Origin of the sequence: Pseudomonas thivervalensis, assembly GCF_001269655.1 — a bacterium.
GTDB classification, from domain to species: domain Bacteria; phylum Pseudomonadota; class Gammaproteobacteria; order Pseudomonadales; family Pseudomonadaceae; genus Aquipseudomonas; species Aquipseudomonas thivervalensis.
Genome location: NZ_LHVE01000009.1, coordinates 582939 through 599835, shown reverse-complemented (window position 1 = coordinate 599835; position 16897 = coordinate 582939). Strand labels below are relative to the sequence as shown.

The window sequence follows — 16897 nt, the reverse complement described above, 5'->3', positions numbered from 1 at the left end:
CGGCCGTACGGCATCCCCGTGCGGCCTGAAGGAGCCGTTCATGCCGCATTTCATCGCTGAATACACCGATAACATCGAACGACAAGCCGACCTGCCCGGCCTGTTTGAAAAGGTCCACGCCGTGCTGGGCGATAGCGGCGTGTTCCCCCTGGGCGGCATCCGCAGCCGGGGCGTGCGCCTGGGTACCTGGCGCATGGCCGACGGCAAGCATGACTACGCCTTCGTGCACATGACCTTGAAAGTCGGCCACGGTCGCGACCTGGCCACCCGCCAGAAAGTCGCGGAAAAACTCTTCGAGGTCATCACTGCGCACTTCGCCGAACTCCAGGCCCAACGCCTGCTGGCCCTCTCGTTCGAGATGATCGAGCTGCACGAGCAACTCAACTTCAAGGCCAACAACGTCCACGCCTTCCTCAAGGGCCAGGCCAGCTGAATCCGTCTGTCCGCACTCCCCATCGGCCTCTCTGACAAAAAGTACAAGATCATGAGCACAGCCAATACCGCCGACACTGCCGGCACGGTCGCCCACGACCGCACCCACGCCACCATCACCTGGCGGCTGATGCCGCTGCTGCTGGTCTGTTACCTCTTTGCCCACCTGGACCGCATCAACATCGGCTTCGCCAAGATGCAGATGAGCACCGACCTGCAGTTCAGCGACACGGTCTACGGCTTCGGCGCCGGTCTGTTCTTCATCGCCTACGCACTGTTTGGCGTGCCCAGCAACATGGCCCTGGACCGGGTCGGCCCACGGCGCTGGATCGCCACGCTGATGGTGGTCTGGGGCGCCTTGTCCACCGGCATGTTCCTCATCGAAAGCGCCACCGGTTTCTACGTGCTGCGCTTTCTGCTTGGCGTCGCCGAGGCCGGTTTCTTTCCCGGTATCCTGGTGTTTCTCAACCGCTGGTACCCGGCCCGGCGCCGGGCCCAGGTGACCGCGTTGTTTGCCATCGCGGTGCCGATGGCCGGGGTGATTGGCGGGCCCTTGTCCGGTGGCATTCTCGAGCATTTCCATGACCTTGGCGGCCTGCGCGGCTGGCAGTGGATGTTCGTCATCGAAGGGCTGCCAGTGATCCTGCTCGGCCTCGTGGTGCTCAAGTGCCTGCCGGACAGTTTCGAGACGGTCAACTGGCTCACACCCCACGCCAAGCAACAACTGCGCGAACAACTGAGCCTTGAAGAGCAGCGCAAATCCATCACCTCGTTCTCGGCGATCCTCAACAACCCACAAGTCTGGTTGTTGGTGGCGGTGTACTTCGCCGTGATGCTGGCGGTGAACACCCTGGCCTTCTGGATGCCGACCCTGATCCACGGTGCCGGCATCGGCAGTGACGGCAAGGTCGGGCTGCTCAGTGCGGTGCCCTACCTGGCCGGCTGCTTTTTCATGATCGGCTGCGGACGCTCGTCCGACCGCCAGCGCGAACGCCGCTGGCACCTGTGCGTGCCGCTGTTGATGGCGGCGCTGGGCATCGCGGTCGCCGGGCTTTCCCCCGGCAACCCGACCCTGGTGCTCAGCGGCCTGATCGTCGCCGGCATGGGCGCCAGTGCGGCGCTGCCGATGTTCTGGCAATTGCCACCGGCCTTCCTGTCCAACGGCACCCAGGCCGCCGGCATCGCCCTGATCAGCTCCTTCGGCAGCATCGCCTCATTCTTCGCGCCCTACCTGATCGGCTGGATGCGCGACACCACCCAGAGCGCCAGCCTCGCCCTGTACGTGCTGGCCCTGCTCATCGCCCTTGGCGGCTTGCTGGTGCTGCGCACCCGGGCTGCCATCGTCAATCCTCAATAAGAGACCCTTGCCATGCTTGACCAGACCTTCATCCAGCAAGCCGCCGCCCGCCTCGACCAAGCCGAACGCTCCCGCGAGCAGGTGCGGCAGTTTTCCCTCGACCACCCGGGCATCACCATTGAGGACGCCTACGCCATCCAGCGCGCCTGGGTCGCACAAAAGATCAAGGACGGCCGCAAGCTGGTCGGCCACAAGATCGGCCTGACCTCCCGGGCCATGCAAGTCTCGTCGAACATCACCGAGCCAGACTACGGCGCGCTGCTCGACGACATGTTTTTCGATGAAGGCACCGACATCCCGTTCGAGCGTTTCATCGTGCCACGGGTGGAAGTGGAGCTGGCGTTCATCCTCGGCAAACCCTTGAAAGGCCCGAACGTGACGGTGTTCGACGTACTCGACGCCACCGAATGGGTGATCCCGGCGCTGGAAATCATCGATGCGCGCATCCAGCAGGTCGACCCGCAGACCAAGGCGACCCGCAAGGTGTTCGACACCATTTCCGACAACGCCGCCAATGCCGGCGTGGTCATGGGCGGTCGCGCCGTACGCCCGACCGAGATCGACCTGCGCAAGGTCCCGGCGGTGCTCTACCGCAACGGTGTGATCGAAGAGTCCGGCGTCTCGGCGGCCGTGCTCAATCACCCGGCCAAAGGCGTGGCCTGGCTGGCGAACAAACTGGCGGCCTATGACGTCACCCTGCAACCAGGGCAGATCATCCTCGGCGGTTCCTTCACCCGCCCCGTGGCTGCCAACCCCGGCGATACCTTCCATGTCGACTACGACATGCTCGGTTCCATCGCCTGCCGTTTCGTCTGATCGGAGACTGCCTCATGGACATGCCCATCAATACCTTCAAGCAACGCCTGCGCAGCGGCGAAGCGCAGATCGGCCTGTGGCTGGGGTTGGCCGATGCCTACTGTGCGGAACTGGCGGCCAATGCCGGCTTCGATTGGCTGCTGATCGACGGTGAGCACGCACCGAACGACTTGCGCACCTTGCTCGGCCAGCTCCAGGCCATGGCGCCCTACCCCAGCCAACCGGTGATCCGCCCGGTGATCGGCGACACGGCTCTGATCAAGCAAGTGCTGGATATCGGCGTGCAAACCTTGCTGGTGCCAATGGTGGAAAGCGCCGACCAGGCGCACGAACTGGTCCGCGCCATCCACTACCCGCCCCACGGTGTCCGCGGTGTCGGCAGTGCGCTGGCCCGGGCGTCACGTTGGAACAGCATCCCCGGCTACCTCGACAAGGCCGATGAACAGATGTGCCTGTTGGTCCAGATCGAGAGCCGCGAGGGCCTGGCCAACCTGGATGCCATTGCGGCGGTGGAAGGCGTGGATGGGGTCTTTATCGGCCCGGCGGACCTGAGCGCATCGATGGGGTTTCGCGGCAACCCCGGTCATCCGCAGGTGCAAGCGGCCATCGAAGACGCCATCGCCCGTATCCGCCAGGCCGGCAAGGCCGCCGGGATTCTCAGCGCCGATGAAAAACTGGCCCGGCGTTACATCGAACTCGGCGCGGCGTTTGTCGCCGTGGGCGTGGATACGACGGTGTTGATGCGGGGCTTGCAGACGCTGGCGGCGACGTTCAAGGGCACACCGAAGCCAGCGACAGGTGGTGTGTACTGATAGCAACACAAATCTCTGTGGCGAGGGAGCTTGCTCCCGCTGGACTGCGCAGCAGGCCCTGGATCAGTCGCTGCGCAGGGTCAGGCAATAAGAGATTGGAGTGTTGTTGGGGCCGCTTCGCGGCCCAGCGGGAGCAAGCTCCCTCGCCACAAAAGCCCTATACCTGCTTCAGCGCCTGATCGCTTTCAGCTCATTGAGCAACCCCAGCAACGTCTGCAATTTTTCTTCCCCTAATTTTTCCTGCAAGCGCTGGTAGTTCGCTTCCATGCTCTGGCTCATCGAGTCGAAGCTCGCCTGCCCTTGCGGCGCCAGGCGCACCAGTACCCGCCGCTGATCCTGTTCGGCCTTGCGCCGCACCACCATGCCCGCCGCCTCCATGCGCACCAACACGCCGGTCATGCTGGGCTTGAGGATGCAGGCCAGTTCGGCCAGGCGATTGATCTCCAGTTCATCATGCTGGCTAAGGATACGGATGACCCGCCATTGCTGCTCGGTCAAGCCGTGTTGATTGAGGGAAGGCCGGAAAAAACCCATGGCCGCTTCGCGGGCCTGGAGCAGGGTCAGGGTCAAGGATTGGCGCGGCTTGGGCATGAGTATGTTCGCGAGAGGGATTTAGTTAATGAGTTAACTAAATCTTAGCACCTCCCACCCATGCCGGACCATCCGTTCACAGAATCTGGATCAAGCGATGGCCCTGTGACAAGGAAGCTTGTATGAGCGGTGTGGACGCGGTGTAAAAGCGAGCGCTGTGTAGGAGCTGTCGAGTGCAACGAGGCTGCGATCTTGTCCCAGACAATTGAGTCGAGAGCGAAAAGATCAAGATCAAGATGATCAAGATCAAGATCAAGATCAAAAGATCGCAGGCTTCGCCAGCTCCTACAGAGCCCAGCGGGGGGCAAGGGAAGGTATCGATGCGAGCTCAAGCGCCCTTGATCACCCCTTTGAGCACTTGTTTGAAATGTTCGACCTGTTCCTCGCTGAACTGGCCGAACACCTTGTCTTGCTGCTCCTTGGCAATCGCCCAGAGCCCTTCGGTCTCATCGATGCCCTTGACGGTCAGGCGTACCCGCTCGCCTTCATCGCTCACCAGGCCCTTGCGCTTGAGGTTGGCCACGGCTTCTTCGATCTCGCGCACCGGCATCGCCACTTCCCGCTGCAGGTCGCACAGGTTCAGCCCGGCGTCGTTCTCCAGCACCATCAACATCCGCGCTTCGCTGGTGCGCAACCCCGTGGACAACTGACGCGGCTGGTAGCTGGCCTGGTAGGCCCGCAGCGCCTGGGTCATCAGGTAATACAGGTTGTGGCTCAAACGGCCCTGGAAGTGACTGCTGGGGGACTGGCCCTCTTCCCGCTTGGTCATGCGGGTGTGGGGCAGCACCATCGAGTAGGCACCCTGGTGATAGAGCAAGGGCGAGCGCCCGAAATCGTCAAAGGCCACGACCTTGCCGATCATGATCCAGTGATCGCCACCGTCGACCTGCTGGAATTTTTCGCAGTGAAAACGCGCCGAGCAATCGACAAATACCGGAGCGCCGCCTTCGCCGGCCTCGAATTCTATTTCAGCGAAGCGGTCCTCCTTGGGTCGGGCGAAATTGTTCGACAGGTCGATCTGGTCGGCGGCCAGCACGTTCACCGCAAAATGACTGGCGGCTTCGAACACCTCGTGGCTGCTGGAACGCTTGTCGATGCTCCACAAAATCAGCGGCGGGTCCAGGGACACCGAGTTGAAACTGTTGGCCGTCACACCGACCTTGCGGCCATCTTCAGTGGCGGCGGTGACCACGGTCACGCCGGTGGCGAAGTTACCCAGGGCCCGGCGGAACGCGCGGGTGTCGAAAGCGGTATCACAAAGACTGGACATGCAAGACTCCCGGCCGCTTCAAGGGGCGGCCTCGATTATTGTTCTAGGGGACAAGCGATCAAACCATGGACGGATCAGGCTCAAGCCCCATCAGCTCACGGCCGAGGATCTGCGCACAGACGTCGTAGTCGGTGTAGGCATGGGCGCCGGTCAGGTGGGCATCGCGGAACAGCCGTTGCAACTCGTTGGTCTCGAACCAGGCGCCGCCGCCAGCAGCTTCCATCAAGCGGTCGACGGCCTGGATGCACATCTTGGTGGCGTAGCCCTGGTTGGTCCGCCAGAACGCCAGGGTTTCCCGGCTGGGGTACTCGTGACGCTCGCCGTGTTCGGCGTGCTCCTGCCAGGTTTTCTCCAGGAAAGCACGGGCCGCCGCCACCTGATGGGTAGACTCGGCCAAGCGCATCAACGCCGGGGTGGCGGCACCGACGGCCGCGCCGGTGTAGGCCCGCACGCGGTTGCGGGTTTTCTCGCGAAAGACTTCCAGCATGCGTTCGGCCACGCCCAGGCTGACCGTGGAGAAACCACTGGCGAAGTACGGCCGGTACGGCGAGTAGAAAATCTTGCTGTCGGGGTACAAGCCGAAGCCGCCGGACTTGCCTTCCATCATGTCCTTGGCTTTCTGGATCCGGTGTTCCGGCACGAAAGCGTTGTCGATGATCAAGGTCTTGCTGCCACTGCCGCGCATGCCCACCGCGAACCAGTCATCGCGAATTTCATAGTCGCTGCGCGGCAGCACCGCGAAGCAATAGTCCTGGGTGCCTTCGGCGTTTTTCCGGCGAAACCCCACGATCGCCCATTCGGCATGATCGCAGCCGCTGCTCCAGCCCATTTCACCGCTGAACATCACACCGCCGTCGACTTCCTCGGTGCGACCAAACGGTGCGATGCTGCTGCTGGCGGTGGCATCCGGGTCATCACCCCAGACTTCCTGCTGGGTCTTGGCCGGGAACATTGCCAACTGATGGCTGTGGGTGCACAACAGGCTCATGGCCCAGGCCGTGCTGGCACAGGCGCCAGCCAGCGACGCAATGCAATCGGCGAACTGCGGCAGGGAAATCTCCATGCCACCGTAGGGTTTGGGCTGGAAGGCCCGGTGCATGCCGATGCTCTTGAGCAAGGCGATATTCTCGGCAGGCACGCTACGGTCTTTTTCCGCCTGGAAGGCGTTCGCGGCAATGGCCGGCAGGAGGGGCTTGAGGTCTTCGAGCAGCGGGTTTGGCTTTTTCATGGACGGGCTCTTTTATTATTGGCATCTGCCGATCCCGCCTTTGCCCGGCAACCTGAGGTTGCACAAACGGCGGGATCAGTGATTAAGGCCGGTCCAGTATGGGCAATCGCGGGCAGGTGAAAAATGCACCTTCCAGATCCAAGATTGTACTTTTCATGGCGCAGGTTCCGACGCCCTGGCGCGCTCGGTCAAAAACCCCGGCACGGATGATCAAGACAAGCGACCCGCCAGGGCTCTTAATAGGGCCATCCCCTGCCGTGCCTTGCGTAGGCGTGGCACCGGAGTTTCCTTTCACTTTGTCAGGTTGCGTCATGATCAATATCGAAACGCCCACCTATTACACGGCCACCAAGAAATACAACCTCAGCTTCCCCACGCTGGAACAGGACGTGGACGCCGACGTCGTGGTCATTGGCGGCGGTTTCTCCGGCATCAATACCGCCCTTGAGCTCGCCGAAAAAGGCATCACCAACATCGTGGTGCTGGAGGCACGTTACCTTGGGTTCGGCGGCACCGGGCGCAATGGCGGGCAGATCATGGCCGGCATCGGTCATGACCTGGAAAAGATCAAGAAGGACGTGGGTGAAGACGGCCTGCGCCAGGTTTTCGAGATCAGCGACCTGGGCGCCGACATCATCAAGGACCGTATCGCCAAGTACGGCATCGACGCCGACTTCTGCCACGGCTACGGCTACATGGGTTTCAACGCGCGCCAGGAAAAAACCCTGCGGGCCTGGGAAAAAGACTTCAAGTCGATCAACAGCAAGCATGAGATCCGCTTCCTCGGCGGCTCCGACGTGCAGCAGATCATCGGCTCCAACGCCTACAGCAGCGCCTTGCTGCACATGGGCGGCGGGCACGTGCACTCGCTGAACCTGTTGCTGGGTGAAGCCAAGGCCCTGGTCAGCCACGGCGTGCGGATTTTCGAGAACAGCCCGGCCCTGGAAGTCAGCTATGGCGAGCGCATCACCGTGCGCACCGGACGCGGTTCGGTCAGGGCCAGCAAGCTGCTCTGGGCCTGCGACAGTTTTCTCAACAAGCTGGAACCGGAACTGCACCGCTCGACCATCAACACCTACGCCTTCCAGATGATGACCGAGCCGTTGTCGGACGAACTGATCCAGCGTATCAGCCCGATTCGCGGTGCCTACAGCGACATTCGCCCGGTGATCGACTACTACCGTGTCACCAACGAAAATCGCCTGCTGTTCGGTGCCGCGACGCCGCTGGTGGAGCACATCCCCCAGGACCTCAAGGCCTGGAACCGGCGCCTGATGCTGAAGATCTTCCCCTACCTAAAGGACGTGAAGATCGACCTGGCCTGGGGTGGCCCGATGGCGTGCAGCCCGAACCTGTTCCCGCAGATCGGCACCCTGCCCGGCCGCAGCAACGCGTTTTTCGTCCAGGGTTACTCAGGCTTTGGTGTCACGCCGAGCCACATCATCTGCAAGGTGCTGGCCGAAGGCATGAGCGAAGGCTCGGCGCGCTACGACCTGGTCAGTTCGATCCACCGCCCGACCATCCTCGGCAAGGACGCCATTCGTCCGTTGCTGCTGACTGCCGGCAAGTCCTGGCACCAGCTGTCTGGCTACTGGAACGGCCGTCGCTGATAGGAACGACTGAACACAAGCCCTGTGGCGAGGGAACGCCCCTGCGCCGCCGAACCGGACCGTAGGAGCTGACGAGTGAAACGAGGCTGCGATCTTGCCACTGACAATTGAGTCGAAAGTGAAAGATCAAAAGATCGCAGGCTTCGCCAGCTCCTACAGTGTCCGCCACAAAAGCCCACCTAACTTCCTTTTTTTCAATCATCAGGAGTCACTGCCATGCCCCTTATCACCCTCGAAAAAGATATCCAGTTGTCCGACCTGGACGCCTGGGGCACCGTTGCCGATCTCGGTTCGCAGATTCTCGAAGGCGAGGTCAAGGCCTTCGGCAAGATGACCTTCGGCGCCCCCACCGACCCGGTCAGCAGCGCCTACTTCGGCACCACCCAAGGCAAGTTCCGGATGGTCTACCCGTTCGCCGAACAAGCCACCGTGGTCACCGGTGAAGTGGTCCTTACCGACGAGGCCACCGGCCAGAGCACCCGCTACAAGGCCGGTGACAGCTGGTTCGTGACCAAGGGCACACCGGTGCTGTGGGAAGTGGTCAGCGAAAGTTTCGTCAAGCACTACTTCGCGGTAGTCTGACCGGACAGGGCTGCCGGCCCAACCGGCGGCCCGCTTGCAAAGGTTATGACCATGAATGTCATCCCGACCCAGGACATCGCCGGCCAGTGCCTGCACGCCTTCACCCAACTGGTTCCGGTCAGCCGGGCGGCGTTCTACTGCGTCGATCGGCACCTGCAAGTCCACGACTTCAGCCTCCATGGGATGAGCGGCGAGATGCACCGCGACTACCTGGACAATTACCGTCAGTTCGACCCGCTGCATCCGCGCCGCTGTGCGTCCAGCGAGCTGGCCGTGGTGCCGTTGGGCCTGGCGATGGCCAGCCAACCGCTGCGTGACAACCATCGTTATCGCGACTTCCTGCAACGCTATGGCGTGGTCGACGTGGTGGAAGTCTTCGCCCATCGCGACGGTCAGCCCCAAGCCGCGATTTCGCTGCTGCGCACCGCCGAGCAAGGCGCATTCACCCCTCAGCAGTTGAGCCAACTCAGCGCGTTGCAGGCCCTGTTGCAACTGGCCGTGGCCCATCTGCCGGCCCATGAGGACGCACTGGCCGACCTGACGCCCAAGGAACGCCAGATCGCCTGGCTGCTGCGCCAAGGCGTCAGCAACAAACAATTGGCCCGGGAACTGGAGGTGGGTTTGCCGACCATCAAGACGCACCTGATCCACCTGTTCCGCAAGGTGGGGGTGAGCAGTCGCACCGAGTTGGTCAGCGCACTGTTCCTCTGATCAACCATTCGGTTGATAGGCCAGCATTGCCCGGCGCCCCATGATCCGAGTGGCTACTTCAACCACCGGAGCCTTGCAATGAGCACATCTTCAGACTGGATCACCGTCGGCGCCCTGGCCGATGGCTTTGCCCCCGAAGCCTTCATCCTGCCAAACCTGGCCGACCTGGACGGCAAGACCTTCACTTTGCATTTCGCCAATGGCTGGCAGATCGAGCATCGCTTCGAGCAGGACACCCTGAGCTGGAACGCCGCCGATGGGCACTCCAGCGGTACCGCGCCCTACCGGGCCACTTCGGTACGCCCGGGCCTGTACCTGGTGGACTTCATCAAGCGTGAAGGCGAGCTGACCTCGTCGATCAGCCTGGTCCTCGATACCGCCAGCGCCTCGTTCACCGCCGTGATCGGCCGCATGCCCAGCCAGGAACAGACTGGCGAAGGCCTCTATAGCCGCGCATTGACCGGCAAGCCCCTGACCTCGGTTCAAGCACAGTTCCTCCACGGCAGCCTCGATCGTCCCTGGCAGCCTGGCCTGTGCCCGCACGCACCGACCACCGAGCTGGTGGGGCTGCGCAACCTGTATCGCTACAGCCCACGCGAAGTCTACGAACACATTTACCTCAACGACCAGTTCTATTCCTGGCAATGCCTGAAGGGCGTCGAACAAGGCCTGTGCGACACCGATCGCTGCGACACCTACAAGATCGCCGATCAGTTGTACCTGTTCGTGTGGCGGGAAAAAATCATCCCGACTTTGGGGCTGGTGCTGATCGACCTGCAACAGCATCGCAGCGACGGTAAGATCTTCGGCTACGCCGGTGAATCGTTCGATGAGTTTTCCAATTTCCCGGTCAGTTCCTACTGCCAGGTGCTCAACCAGACGGAGTATCCCGATGCCTGACTCACGCACCGTGGTGATCACCGGCGCCGGCACCGGCATCGGTGCCGCCTGCGCCCGCCTGTATGCCGCCGAAGGCGCCAACCTGGTGTTGATCGGCCGCCGTCGCGAGCCCCTGGAAGCACTCGCCGAGGACATCGGCGGACTGGTGCTGGTGGGCGATGCGGCCTGCCCGAGCACCTGGGACGGCTTCATCGAGCAGATTCACGCGCGTAATGGCCGAATCGATGTGCTGCTGGCCTGTGCCGGCGGCTTGGGCATGGGCAGCGCCACCGAGACTCAGCCATCGGCCTGGGAAGCCGCCCTGCGCAGCAACCTCGACAGCGCCTTCTACAGCGCCCGGGCGTGCCTGCCACTGCTGCGGGAAAGCGCCGGCAACATTGTGCTGATCGCCTCCATCGCGTCATTGGCGGCAGGCCCGCAGGTGTGCGGCTACACCACGGCCAAGCATGCGCTGCTGGGCCTCAACCGCTCCCTGGCCAGGGACTACGGGCCTCACGGCGTACGGGTCAATGCGGTCTGTCCAGGTTGGGTCCGTACGCCCATGGCCGATGAAGAAATGCAGGTATTGATGCAGTTCCATGGCGAAACGTTGCAGCAAGCCTATGACCGAGTCTGCGCCGACGTGCCGTTGCGCAGGCCAGCCAGCGCCGAGGAAATCGCCAGCGTCTGCCGTTTCCTGGCCTCGCCTGAGGCGTCGATCATCACCGGGGCGACGCTGGTGGCCGATGGCGGCTCCAGCATTGTCGACGTGCCGACCCTGGCCTTCAGCCGGATGGAGGCCAGTGATGCCTGACGATCTGGATTTCAGCGGCCAGACCGTACTGGTCACGGGCGGTGCACAAGGTATTGGCCGGGCCATCGTCGAAGCGTTTGCCCTGCGCGGGGCCCGCGTGGTCATTGCCGACCTGGGCCTGGCCCGGGCCGAGGCAGTGGCCGGTGAATTGACGGCCGCGGGCTGTCAGGTGCAAGCGGTAGGCGTCGACCTGGCCGACGCGACGGCGATCTTCGACATGATGACGGAGTTGGAGCAACGCTTGGGAAGGCTGGATACCCTGGTGCACAACGCCGGGTATTTTCCGTTGACGCCGTTCGCCGAGATCACCCCGGCGATACTTGAACGGACGCTGGCGGTGAACTTGTCGGCACTGTTCTGGCTGACCCAGGCGGCGCTGCCGATGTTCCGGCGCCAGGGCCGAGGCTGCGTGCTGGTGACTTCCTCGGTCACCGGCCCGCGGGTGGCGTATCCGGGGCTCAGCCACTACGCGGCGTCAAAGGCCGGGGTCAATGGTTTCATTCGCAACGCCGCGCTGGAACTGGCGCCCGAGAATGTCCGCGTCAACGGGGTCGAGCCGGGCATGATCGCCACACCGGCCATGGCCAACCTGGGGGACGATGAGGTCAACCAGGACATCGCCCGCCGGGTGCCGCTGGGTCGATTGGGCCAACCGAATGACATCGCCGGCGCCATGCTGTTCCTGGCGTCGAGCCTGGCCAGTTATGTGACCGGGCAGACCTTGGTGGTCGATGGAGGTTCGACCTTGCCGGAGGTTTGAACCTGTGTGGGGGTGAGTCAGCTTGCGGTGAGGGTGGATGTACCACCGTCATCGCGAGCAAGCTCGCTCCCACAGTTTTTTCCGAGTCGCTCACGCCATCCGCGACCACCACAGCCCCCCTGTGGGAGCGAGCTTGCTCGCGATGACGGTCGTCCAGCCAGCGACGACCTTGTTCAAGCCACCCCCTGCCCCACCTGCAAACGGCTGGAACGAAACGCCTTGGGCGACAACTCGAACTGCTTCTTGAACGAACGGCTGAAATGCGCCGAATCGGTGAAGCCCCATTTGTAGGCGATCGAGGTAATGGACTCGTCCCGCAGGAACGGGTTGGTCAGGTCATCGGCGCTGCGCTTGAGCCGGGCTCGCTGGATGTAGCGGCACACGCTGTCATCCTGCTCTTCGAACAAGCGGTACAGATGCCGCACTGAAATATTCAACCGGTTGGCCAGGCCCACAGGGCTGAGACCGGGCTGGGTCAGCGATTCGTCGATGACCTTCTGCACATAGCTACGCAAGTGGCTGCCCTGCAAGGCTACCCCTTCGTCCCGGCCATCGGCATCCTGCTCCAGGGCCGAGCCCAACAGCGAAACGAAGGCACTCTGCAAGGCTTCACCCTCGCCCGCCGCGCCCTCTCCGTCCGGCGTATCCTTGCACAACTGGTCCATCAACACATGCAGCATCCGCCCACACGCCTTGCGGGACGACACCTTGCCGAAGGTCCTGGTGTCCCCGCCCAGCTGCCTCGACACGTCCTGGCGAGACAAAGACAGCACCGCGTGCTCGATCAGGCCAAACGGGGTGATCTCGAGCGCGCCTATGGAATCCATCAATAACAGTTCGCCGGGCGCCAATTGGACGCTCTGGCCGTTCTGGGTAATGCGGCAGTAGCCGCTGCGCTGGCTGACCAGGAGACAATCCTGGTCATCATCGTGATCGGCGTTGGGGGAATGGCGCTTGATGTTACCGGCGTTGGTGCGCAGGTTCGCGACGGCAAGGCCGCCTCGATGGACATTCGACACTTCACCAATGAACAGCGCGCGATTGAAGGCCAGCTCGGTATCGAAGTGGCCGCAAGTCGCCCGCAGTTCCCGGTTCCAGATATCCAGACCGTCGTGCCCAACCTGTTGCATGCTCATGGCATTCTCCGCAGTGGCTTTTTGTTTTTGTGCGGCAATAGTTAACATGTTATCTATATGCACGCAACAAGTACCTGATCGCCAGAGCAGTAGCAGGAATGATGCCAGGGCAGCACAACAGAATCAGAGCATTGCCAACACCCGCTGCAGGCCGCTCAAGGTTGCCAGCAGGACGCCGCGTTGCTCGCGGCTCAACGGAATATAGCGACGAAAGGCGGGCATGCGATTGACCACCTCGCTACCGCCCATGTGTTCCAGGCGCACGCACCACTGGCGCCCCTGCAGATCGATGCGCAGCCGTTTGAAATCCAGCGGCATGAGGGCCTGATACAACTCAGGATCCCTCTCCACAGCCGCCTGCACCCTGGCTGCCAGGTCACTGTGCCCGTCCCGCTGCCGGCAACGAATGCCACTGCGCCGGACAGCCCCGCCGTGGTGCAATTCCAGGCTTGCCGTGCCCTCTCGGGAAGCAGGCACGCGCAGCACGAACTCAGTCATCACCAAGTGCATCAGCAGCTGCGACTCGGTGCGCTCGACAATCTCCAACTGCAAGCTGCCGTCGTCGGTGGCAGCCGTGGCCATCGCCGGGCCCTCTACCTCGAAATTCGCCAATGCGAGGTTGCGCCGCAGGTGTTCCAGGGTCACCCCGGGCCGATAACCGGCCGGGGCGCGCCGGGTGCTGAACACCTCAGACAGTTTTTGCAGCAGGGTCGACAAACTCGCCCGCAGGTTGCCCTGGCTCATGGGAAAACTCCTTGGCCAGCACGTCTTCCACCGACGCCGGCTTGAATGGATTGACCTTCTGTACCACCAGGGTCCAGAACAAGGCGTACGCCGCGGTGCCACCGAGCATCACCGCGAAGGGCACGTAGATGTCCGCCGGATTCATGCCGGGCGGGGTGATGAACCACATGCCCAGCAGAATGCCGACACTGGACAGGATCTGTGGCAACGGGAACCACGGCGAGCGATAGGCCCGCGGCAGATCAGGGCGACGAATCCGCAGACTGACCACCGACACGGTCACCAGCAGGTAGGCAAAACTCCAGGCGCACACCGCCGCCAACACCAAATGCATGATGTTGTCGGGATTGCCACCCAACCACCACGCATGCAGGCAAGGAATCAGCATCGCCACCAGGATGCACAGCAACGGCGTCTTGAAGCGTGGGTGCAGATACGTGAACACCTTCGGCAACGCGCCGTCCACGGCCATGCCGTAGAGAATCCGCGGCACACCGGCCATCAGGGTATTGATGGTCGCCGCGCCGGCAAACAGGAAGCCAATGCCCAGCCACATCGGACCGATATCACCCATGACCTGTTCGGCGAAGCGTGGAATCGCCATGGGTGTGTCCAGCAGATGCACGCCGCTGGTGGCATCGAGCAGCACGTTTTCCACCTGCCGCTTCATCGCCGCCCCGTAGATGAACATGCAGGTGGCGACGCTGAACAAGCCCAGCATCATCGCCCGAGGCATAGTCCGGGCGGAGTGGCGCAGATCCGGCGCCAGCGGCGTGACGAATTCACAGCCGACAAACATGAACATGGCCATGCCCACCAACGACAACACCGTGACCAAATCCGTGCCCACCACGGAGGCACCAAACCACCCCTCCAGCTCCACTGCCGGCGCGGCGACCAGGCCCAACACGCCGAACACCATCAGGGTCGTCCACATGCCGAACGTCAGGATGATCTCAGCCCGGCCAAAGGCGCTGACACCGAACGCATTGAGCACGCCAAATACCACCACGAAGCCCACGCCCAGCAACCAGGAACCGCCCGCCGATTCGGCCAGGGTATTGAGATGTTCGAAGTTCACCAGGGCCATGACCCCAGCCAGGATGGTCTCGGCGGTGCCGGCGAACACATGGACAATCAGGTAGGCCGACAAAGTGCCGGTAATCGCGAAGAAACGGCCCATGCCACAGTTGATGTAGTCATAGACCGAGCCGGTGGTTGGAAGAATCGACGCGGCCTCGGCGAACGTCGTCGCCTGGGCCAGCATCATCACCACGGCGATCAGCATCGCCACGGCAAAGGCGCTGCCGCCGATGCCAAAGCCCATGGTCGCGGTGAGAATCACGGGGCTTGCCATGATCAGGCCAATGGTGCTGGCCAACGCAGTGGGAAAACCCACCGAACCCCGGTTCAAGTGCTCGGTGAGCCTGTCATTGATCGACATCGTGCGGATCCTCGAAAGCGGATTTTTAGTATGGATGCCACAGCCGTCCAGGAGCCGGCGATCATGCCTTCCCCAACCGGTCCCTGATCGAAACGGCGTTGCGTGCAGCCTTACTCTGCGCCGCCCTCGTCCCGGGCGTCTTGCCCATGTCTGCCGCCGCTTTTGTTGCTGCCTGCCAACACCGCCACGCTGGCGGCCTGGGTCAACTCCTTGGCAGGCAGGTGAAAGACTTCCCCGGGTGTCGCTCCCTTTAATGCGCGCTCTGCTGTCCTATCACACCGGGGAAACCACCATGGAGCACACACGCCGTACACCTTTGCTGCGCAACGCCGTCGGCCTGGGCATCGCCCTGCTGGTCGCCGACTCATCGGCCCAGGCCTATGAGCTTTACGCCGACGAAGACACCACCGTCACCGGTAACTTCCTGGCAGTCTACGGGCTGTTCAACAGCCGCAAGAACTACGACGGCACCGCCGGGGGTTCGAGCTGGCGCGAAGGTTTCATCAAGTATGGCCTGAGTATCGACCAGACACTCGGGGGCCTGGGCAGTGTCTACGGGACGGCCAACCTGGTCAGCTCCGGCACTTGGGGCGATGGCGACGCGGCCGGCCTGAGCGACGGTTCCGAACGCACCACGAAGTTCGACGAGGCCTTTGCCGGCTGGCGCTCGGGTGACCTGTTCCCGGCACTGGGCAAGGACGGTGTCGATCTGTCCTACGGCCGCCAAGTGATCACCCTCGGCGATGGTTTCATCATTAACGACGACGGCCTGAACCTGGGCAAAGGCGTCGCCGATGGCGAGTTCAACCGCGGCGGTGCCTATTACCTGGCGGCCCGGCATGCCTTCGACGAAACCGCTGTCGTGCGCCTGGGCGGCAAGGACGGCGTGCATGGCAGCCTGATGTGGATCAAGTCCGACAACCGCGCCCAGGCCAACACCGAAATGGCCGCCGGCACCCTGGAATACACCGCCGCGCCAGGCACCCTTGGGCTGACCTATATCCATGGCATCGATGTCGATGACCGCTACGCCAGCGACTTCCAGAAGCAGCGCGACGGCATGGACATCTACAGCCTGCGCGGCGCCGGCAATGCCGGCATCGAAAATGCGCATTTCTCCTTCGAGTACGCCTGGCAGGACAAGGACGCGGGCCCTGAGAAAGCCTGGTACGCCGAAGCCGGCTACACCTTCGCCGACCTGCCCTGGACGCCGGACCTGACCTATCGCTACAGCCGTTATTCCAAGGATTGGGACTCGATGTTCAACGGCCAGAACCGCGGTTACGGCACTTGGTTCCAGGGTGAAGTGGCGGGCAACTACGCCGGGCCATTCAACAGCAACACCGCCATCCAGCACGTCGGCCTCAAGCTCAAGCCGGCGGAAACCGTGACCATTGGTGCGCTGTTCTTCGATTACCAGACCCTGCACACCCGTGAAGCGCTGAACCTCGACGCACAGGAGCTGGACCTGTACGTGGAATGGGCGGTGAATGAACACCTGATCGTCACGCCGCTGGTGGGTTTGTACAAGCCTGAGAAGGATGCGGACAGCGGTGGCAATCAGGTCGGCGGCAACGGGACCAATGTCTATAGCCAGTTGGTGGTGGCGGTTCCGTTCTAGACGACTGACCGTAGGAGCTGCCGAAGGCTCGGGCCGCGTTCGGACGATCTTTTGATCTTTCGCTTGAGATTCAAGTGTCTGGGGAAAGAT

At 62.6% G+C, this 16897-nt stretch carries 17 protein-coding genes; 11 read left to right on the top strand and 6 right to left on the bottom strand.

Going from position 1 to position 16897, the window contains the following annotated elements:
* The first annotated feature begins 40 nt into the window (after positions 1 to 40).
* From AD659_RS14785 to hpaI, 4 genes are read left to right on the top strand one after another with little or no spacing between them, the layout of a single operon-like run.
* On the top strand, positions 41 to 433 hold the full coding sequence (locus AD659_RS14785) for a tautomerase family protein (RefSeq protein ID WP_053122444.1): 393 nt from the start codon (positions 41 to 43) through the stop codon (positions 431 to 433).
* Positions 434 to 484: 51 nt separating this feature from the next.
* Positions 485 to 1789: an MFS transporter gene (locus tag AD659_RS14780; RefSeq protein WP_053122442.1), complete on the top strand. Its 1305-nt coding sequence runs from the start codon at positions 485 to 487 to the stop codon at positions 1787 to 1789.
* 12 nt (positions 1790 to 1801) lie between these two features.
* Complete coding sequence (gene hpaH, locus AD659_RS14775) at positions 1802 to 2605, top strand: 2-oxo-hept-4-ene-1,7-dioate hydratase (RefSeq protein WP_053122440.1); 804 nt, start codon at positions 1802 to 1804, stop codon at positions 2603 to 2605.
* A gap of 14 nt (positions 2606 to 2619) precedes the next feature.
* On the top strand, positions 2620 to 3417 hold the full coding sequence (gene hpaI / locus AD659_RS14770) for a 4-hydroxy-2-oxoheptanedioate aldolase (RefSeq protein ID WP_053122438.1): 798 nt from the start codon (positions 2620 to 2622) through the stop codon (positions 3415 to 3417).
* Between the two features lie 168 nt (positions 3418 to 3585).
* On the opposite strand, the gene hpaR is transcribed toward hpaI, so the two are convergent.
* From hpaR to AD659_RS14755, 3 genes are all read right to left on the bottom strand, one after another.
* On the bottom strand, positions 3586 to 4008 hold the full coding sequence (gene hpaR / locus AD659_RS14765) for a homoprotocatechuate degradation operon regulator HpaR (RefSeq protein WP_053122435.1): 423 nt from the start codon (positions 4006 to 4008) through the stop codon (positions 3586 to 3588).
* Positions 4009 to 4336: 328 nt separating this feature from the next.
* A complete protein-coding gene (locus AD659_RS14760; RefSeq protein ID WP_053122433.1) occupies positions 4337 to 5278 on the bottom strand; it encodes a p-hydroxyphenylacetate 3-hydroxylase reductase component in 942 nt (313 codons plus the stop codon).
* 58 nt (positions 5279 to 5336) lie between these two features.
* Positions 5337 to 6506, bottom strand: a complete 1170-nt coding sequence (locus tag AD659_RS14755) for a p-hydroxyphenylacetate 3-hydroxylase oxygenase component (protein ID WP_053122432.1) — start codon at positions 6504 to 6506, stop codon at positions 5337 to 5339.
* Between the two features lie 311 nt (positions 6507 to 6817).
* Between AD659_RS14755 and AD659_RS14750 the strand changes: the two genes are divergently transcribed.
* The 6 genes from AD659_RS14750 to AD659_RS14725 all read left to right on the top strand — a co-directional run bounded on the left by AD659_RS14750 (position 6818) and on the right by AD659_RS14725 (position 11862).
* A complete protein-coding gene (locus AD659_RS14750) occupies positions 6818 to 8116 on the top strand; it encodes an NAD(P)/FAD-dependent oxidoreductase (RefSeq protein ID WP_053122430.1) in 1299 nt (432 codons plus the stop codon).
* A 216-nt stretch (positions 8117 to 8332) separates the two neighbouring features.
* Positions 8333 to 8698, top strand: coding sequence for a cupin domain-containing protein (locus tag AD659_RS14745; RefSeq protein WP_053122428.1), 366 nt, complete (start codon positions 8333 to 8335; stop codon positions 8696 to 8698).
* A gap of 51 nt (positions 8699 to 8749) precedes the next feature.
* A complete protein-coding gene (locus tag AD659_RS14740; protein WP_053122426.1) occupies positions 8750 to 9409 on the top strand; it encodes a helix-turn-helix transcriptional regulator in 660 nt (219 codons plus the stop codon).
* Between the two features lie 78 nt (positions 9410 to 9487).
* On the top strand, positions 9488 to 10309 hold the full coding sequence (locus tag AD659_RS14735; protein ID WP_053122424.1) for a molybdenum cofactor biosynthesis F family protein: 822 nt from the start codon (positions 9488 to 9490) through the stop codon (positions 10307 to 10309).
* Positions 10302 to 11102: an SDR family NAD(P)-dependent oxidoreductase gene (locus AD659_RS14730; protein ID WP_053122422.1), complete on the top strand. Its 801-nt coding sequence runs from the start codon at positions 10302 to 10304 to the stop codon at positions 11100 to 11102. Before AD659_RS14735 ends, AD659_RS14730 begins: the two co-directional genes overlap by 8 nt.
* Entirely contained in the window at positions 11095 to 11862 is a 768-nt protein-coding gene (locus AD659_RS14725; RefSeq protein ID WP_053122420.1) for an SDR family oxidoreductase, read from the top strand. Before AD659_RS14730 ends, AD659_RS14725 begins: the two co-directional genes overlap by 8 nt.
* Before the next feature lie 173 nt (positions 11863 to 12035).
* Here AD659_RS14725 and feaR read toward each other — a convergent pair whose 3' ends face one another.
* From feaR to AD659_RS14710, 3 genes are all read right to left on the bottom strand, one after another.
* Positions 12036 to 12998, bottom strand: coding sequence for a transcriptional regulator FeaR (gene feaR / locus AD659_RS14720; RefSeq protein WP_053122418.1), 963 nt, complete (start codon positions 12996 to 12998; stop codon positions 12036 to 12038).
* Between the two features lie 123 nt (positions 12999 to 13121).
* Positions 13122 to 13742 (bottom strand): DUF3156 family protein, encoded by a 621-nt coding sequence (locus tag AD659_RS14715; protein ID WP_053122417.1) that lies wholly within the window; start codon positions 13740 to 13742, stop codon positions 13122 to 13124.
* Complete coding sequence (locus tag AD659_RS14710) at positions 13687 to 15186, bottom strand: APC family permease (RefSeq protein ID WP_053122415.1); 1500 nt, start codon at positions 15184 to 15186, stop codon at positions 13687 to 13689. The genes AD659_RS14715 and AD659_RS14710 overlap by 56 nt, the downstream gene beginning before the upstream one ends.
* 292 nt (positions 15187 to 15478) lie before the next feature.
* On the opposite strand from AD659_RS14710, the gene AD659_RS14705 reads away from it, so the two are divergent.
* A complete protein-coding gene (locus tag AD659_RS14705; protein ID WP_053122529.1) occupies positions 15479 to 16807 on the top strand; it encodes an alginate export family protein in 1329 nt (442 codons plus the stop codon).
* The last annotated feature ends 90 nt before the right edge of the window (positions 16808 to 16897 follow it).

Excerpts from the sequence above, each read along its gene's own strand:
- AD659_RS14735 (WP_053122424.1), top strand. The coding sequence starts at position 9,488 with ATGAGCACATCTTCAGACTGGATCACCGTCGGCGCCCTGGCCGATGGC.
- AD659_RS14740 (WP_053122426.1), top strand. The coding sequence starts at position 8,750 with ATGAATGTCATCCCGACCCAGGACATCGCCGGCCAGTGCCTGCACGCC.
- AD659_RS14750 (WP_053122430.1), top strand. The coding sequence starts at position 6,818 with ATGATCAATATCGAAACGCCCACCTATTACACGGCCACCAAGAAATAC.
- AD659_RS14760 (WP_053122433.1), bottom strand. The coding sequence starts at position 5,278 with ATGTCCAGTCTTTGTGATACCGCTTTCGACACCCGCGCGTTCCGCCGG.
- hpaI (WP_053122438.1), top strand. The coding sequence starts at position 2,620 with ATGGACATGCCCATCAATACCTTCAAGCAACGCCTGCGCAGCGGCGAA.
- AD659_RS14745 (WP_053122428.1), top strand. The coding sequence starts at position 8,333 with ATGCCCCTTATCACCCTCGAAAAAGATATCCAGTTGTCCGACCTGGAC.
- AD659_RS14780 (WP_053122442.1), top strand. The coding sequence starts at position 485 with ATGAGCACAGCCAATACCGCCGACACTGCCGGCACGGTCGCCCACGAC.
- hpaR (WP_053122435.1), bottom strand. The coding sequence starts at position 4,008 with ATGCCCAAGCCGCGCCAATCCTTGACCCTGACCCTGCTCCAGGCCCGC.
- AD659_RS14755 (WP_053122432.1), bottom strand. The coding sequence starts at position 6,506 with ATGAAAAAGCCAAACCCGCTGCTCGAAGACCTCAAGCCCCTCCTGCCG.
- AD659_RS14715 (WP_053122417.1), bottom strand. The coding sequence starts at position 13,742 with ATGAGCCAGGGCAACCTGCGGGCGAGTTTGTCGACCCTGCTGCAAAAA.
- AD659_RS14725 (WP_053122420.1), top strand. The coding sequence starts at position 11,095 with ATGCCTGACGATCTGGATTTCAGCGGCCAGACCGTACTGGTCACGGGC.
- AD659_RS14730 (WP_053122422.1), top strand. The coding sequence starts at position 10,302 with ATGCCTGACTCACGCACCGTGGTGATCACCGGCGCCGGCACCGGCATC.
- hpaH (WP_053122440.1), top strand. The coding sequence starts at position 1,802 with ATGCTTGACCAGACCTTCATCCAGCAAGCCGCCGCCCGCCTCGACCAA.
- feaR (WP_053122418.1), bottom strand. The coding sequence starts at position 12,998 with ATGAGCATGCAACAGGTTGGGCACGACGGTCTGGATATCTGGAACCGG.
- AD659_RS14710 (WP_053122415.1), bottom strand. The coding sequence starts at position 15,186 with ATGTCGATCAATGACAGGCTCACCGAGCACTTGAACCGGGGTTCGGTG.
- AD659_RS14785 (WP_053122444.1), top strand. The coding sequence starts at position 41 with ATGCCGCATTTCATCGCTGAATACACCGATAACATCGAACGACAAGCC.
- AD659_RS14705 (WP_053122529.1), top strand. The coding sequence starts at position 15,479 with ATGGAGCACACACGCCGTACACCTTTGCTGCGCAACGCCGTCGGCCTG.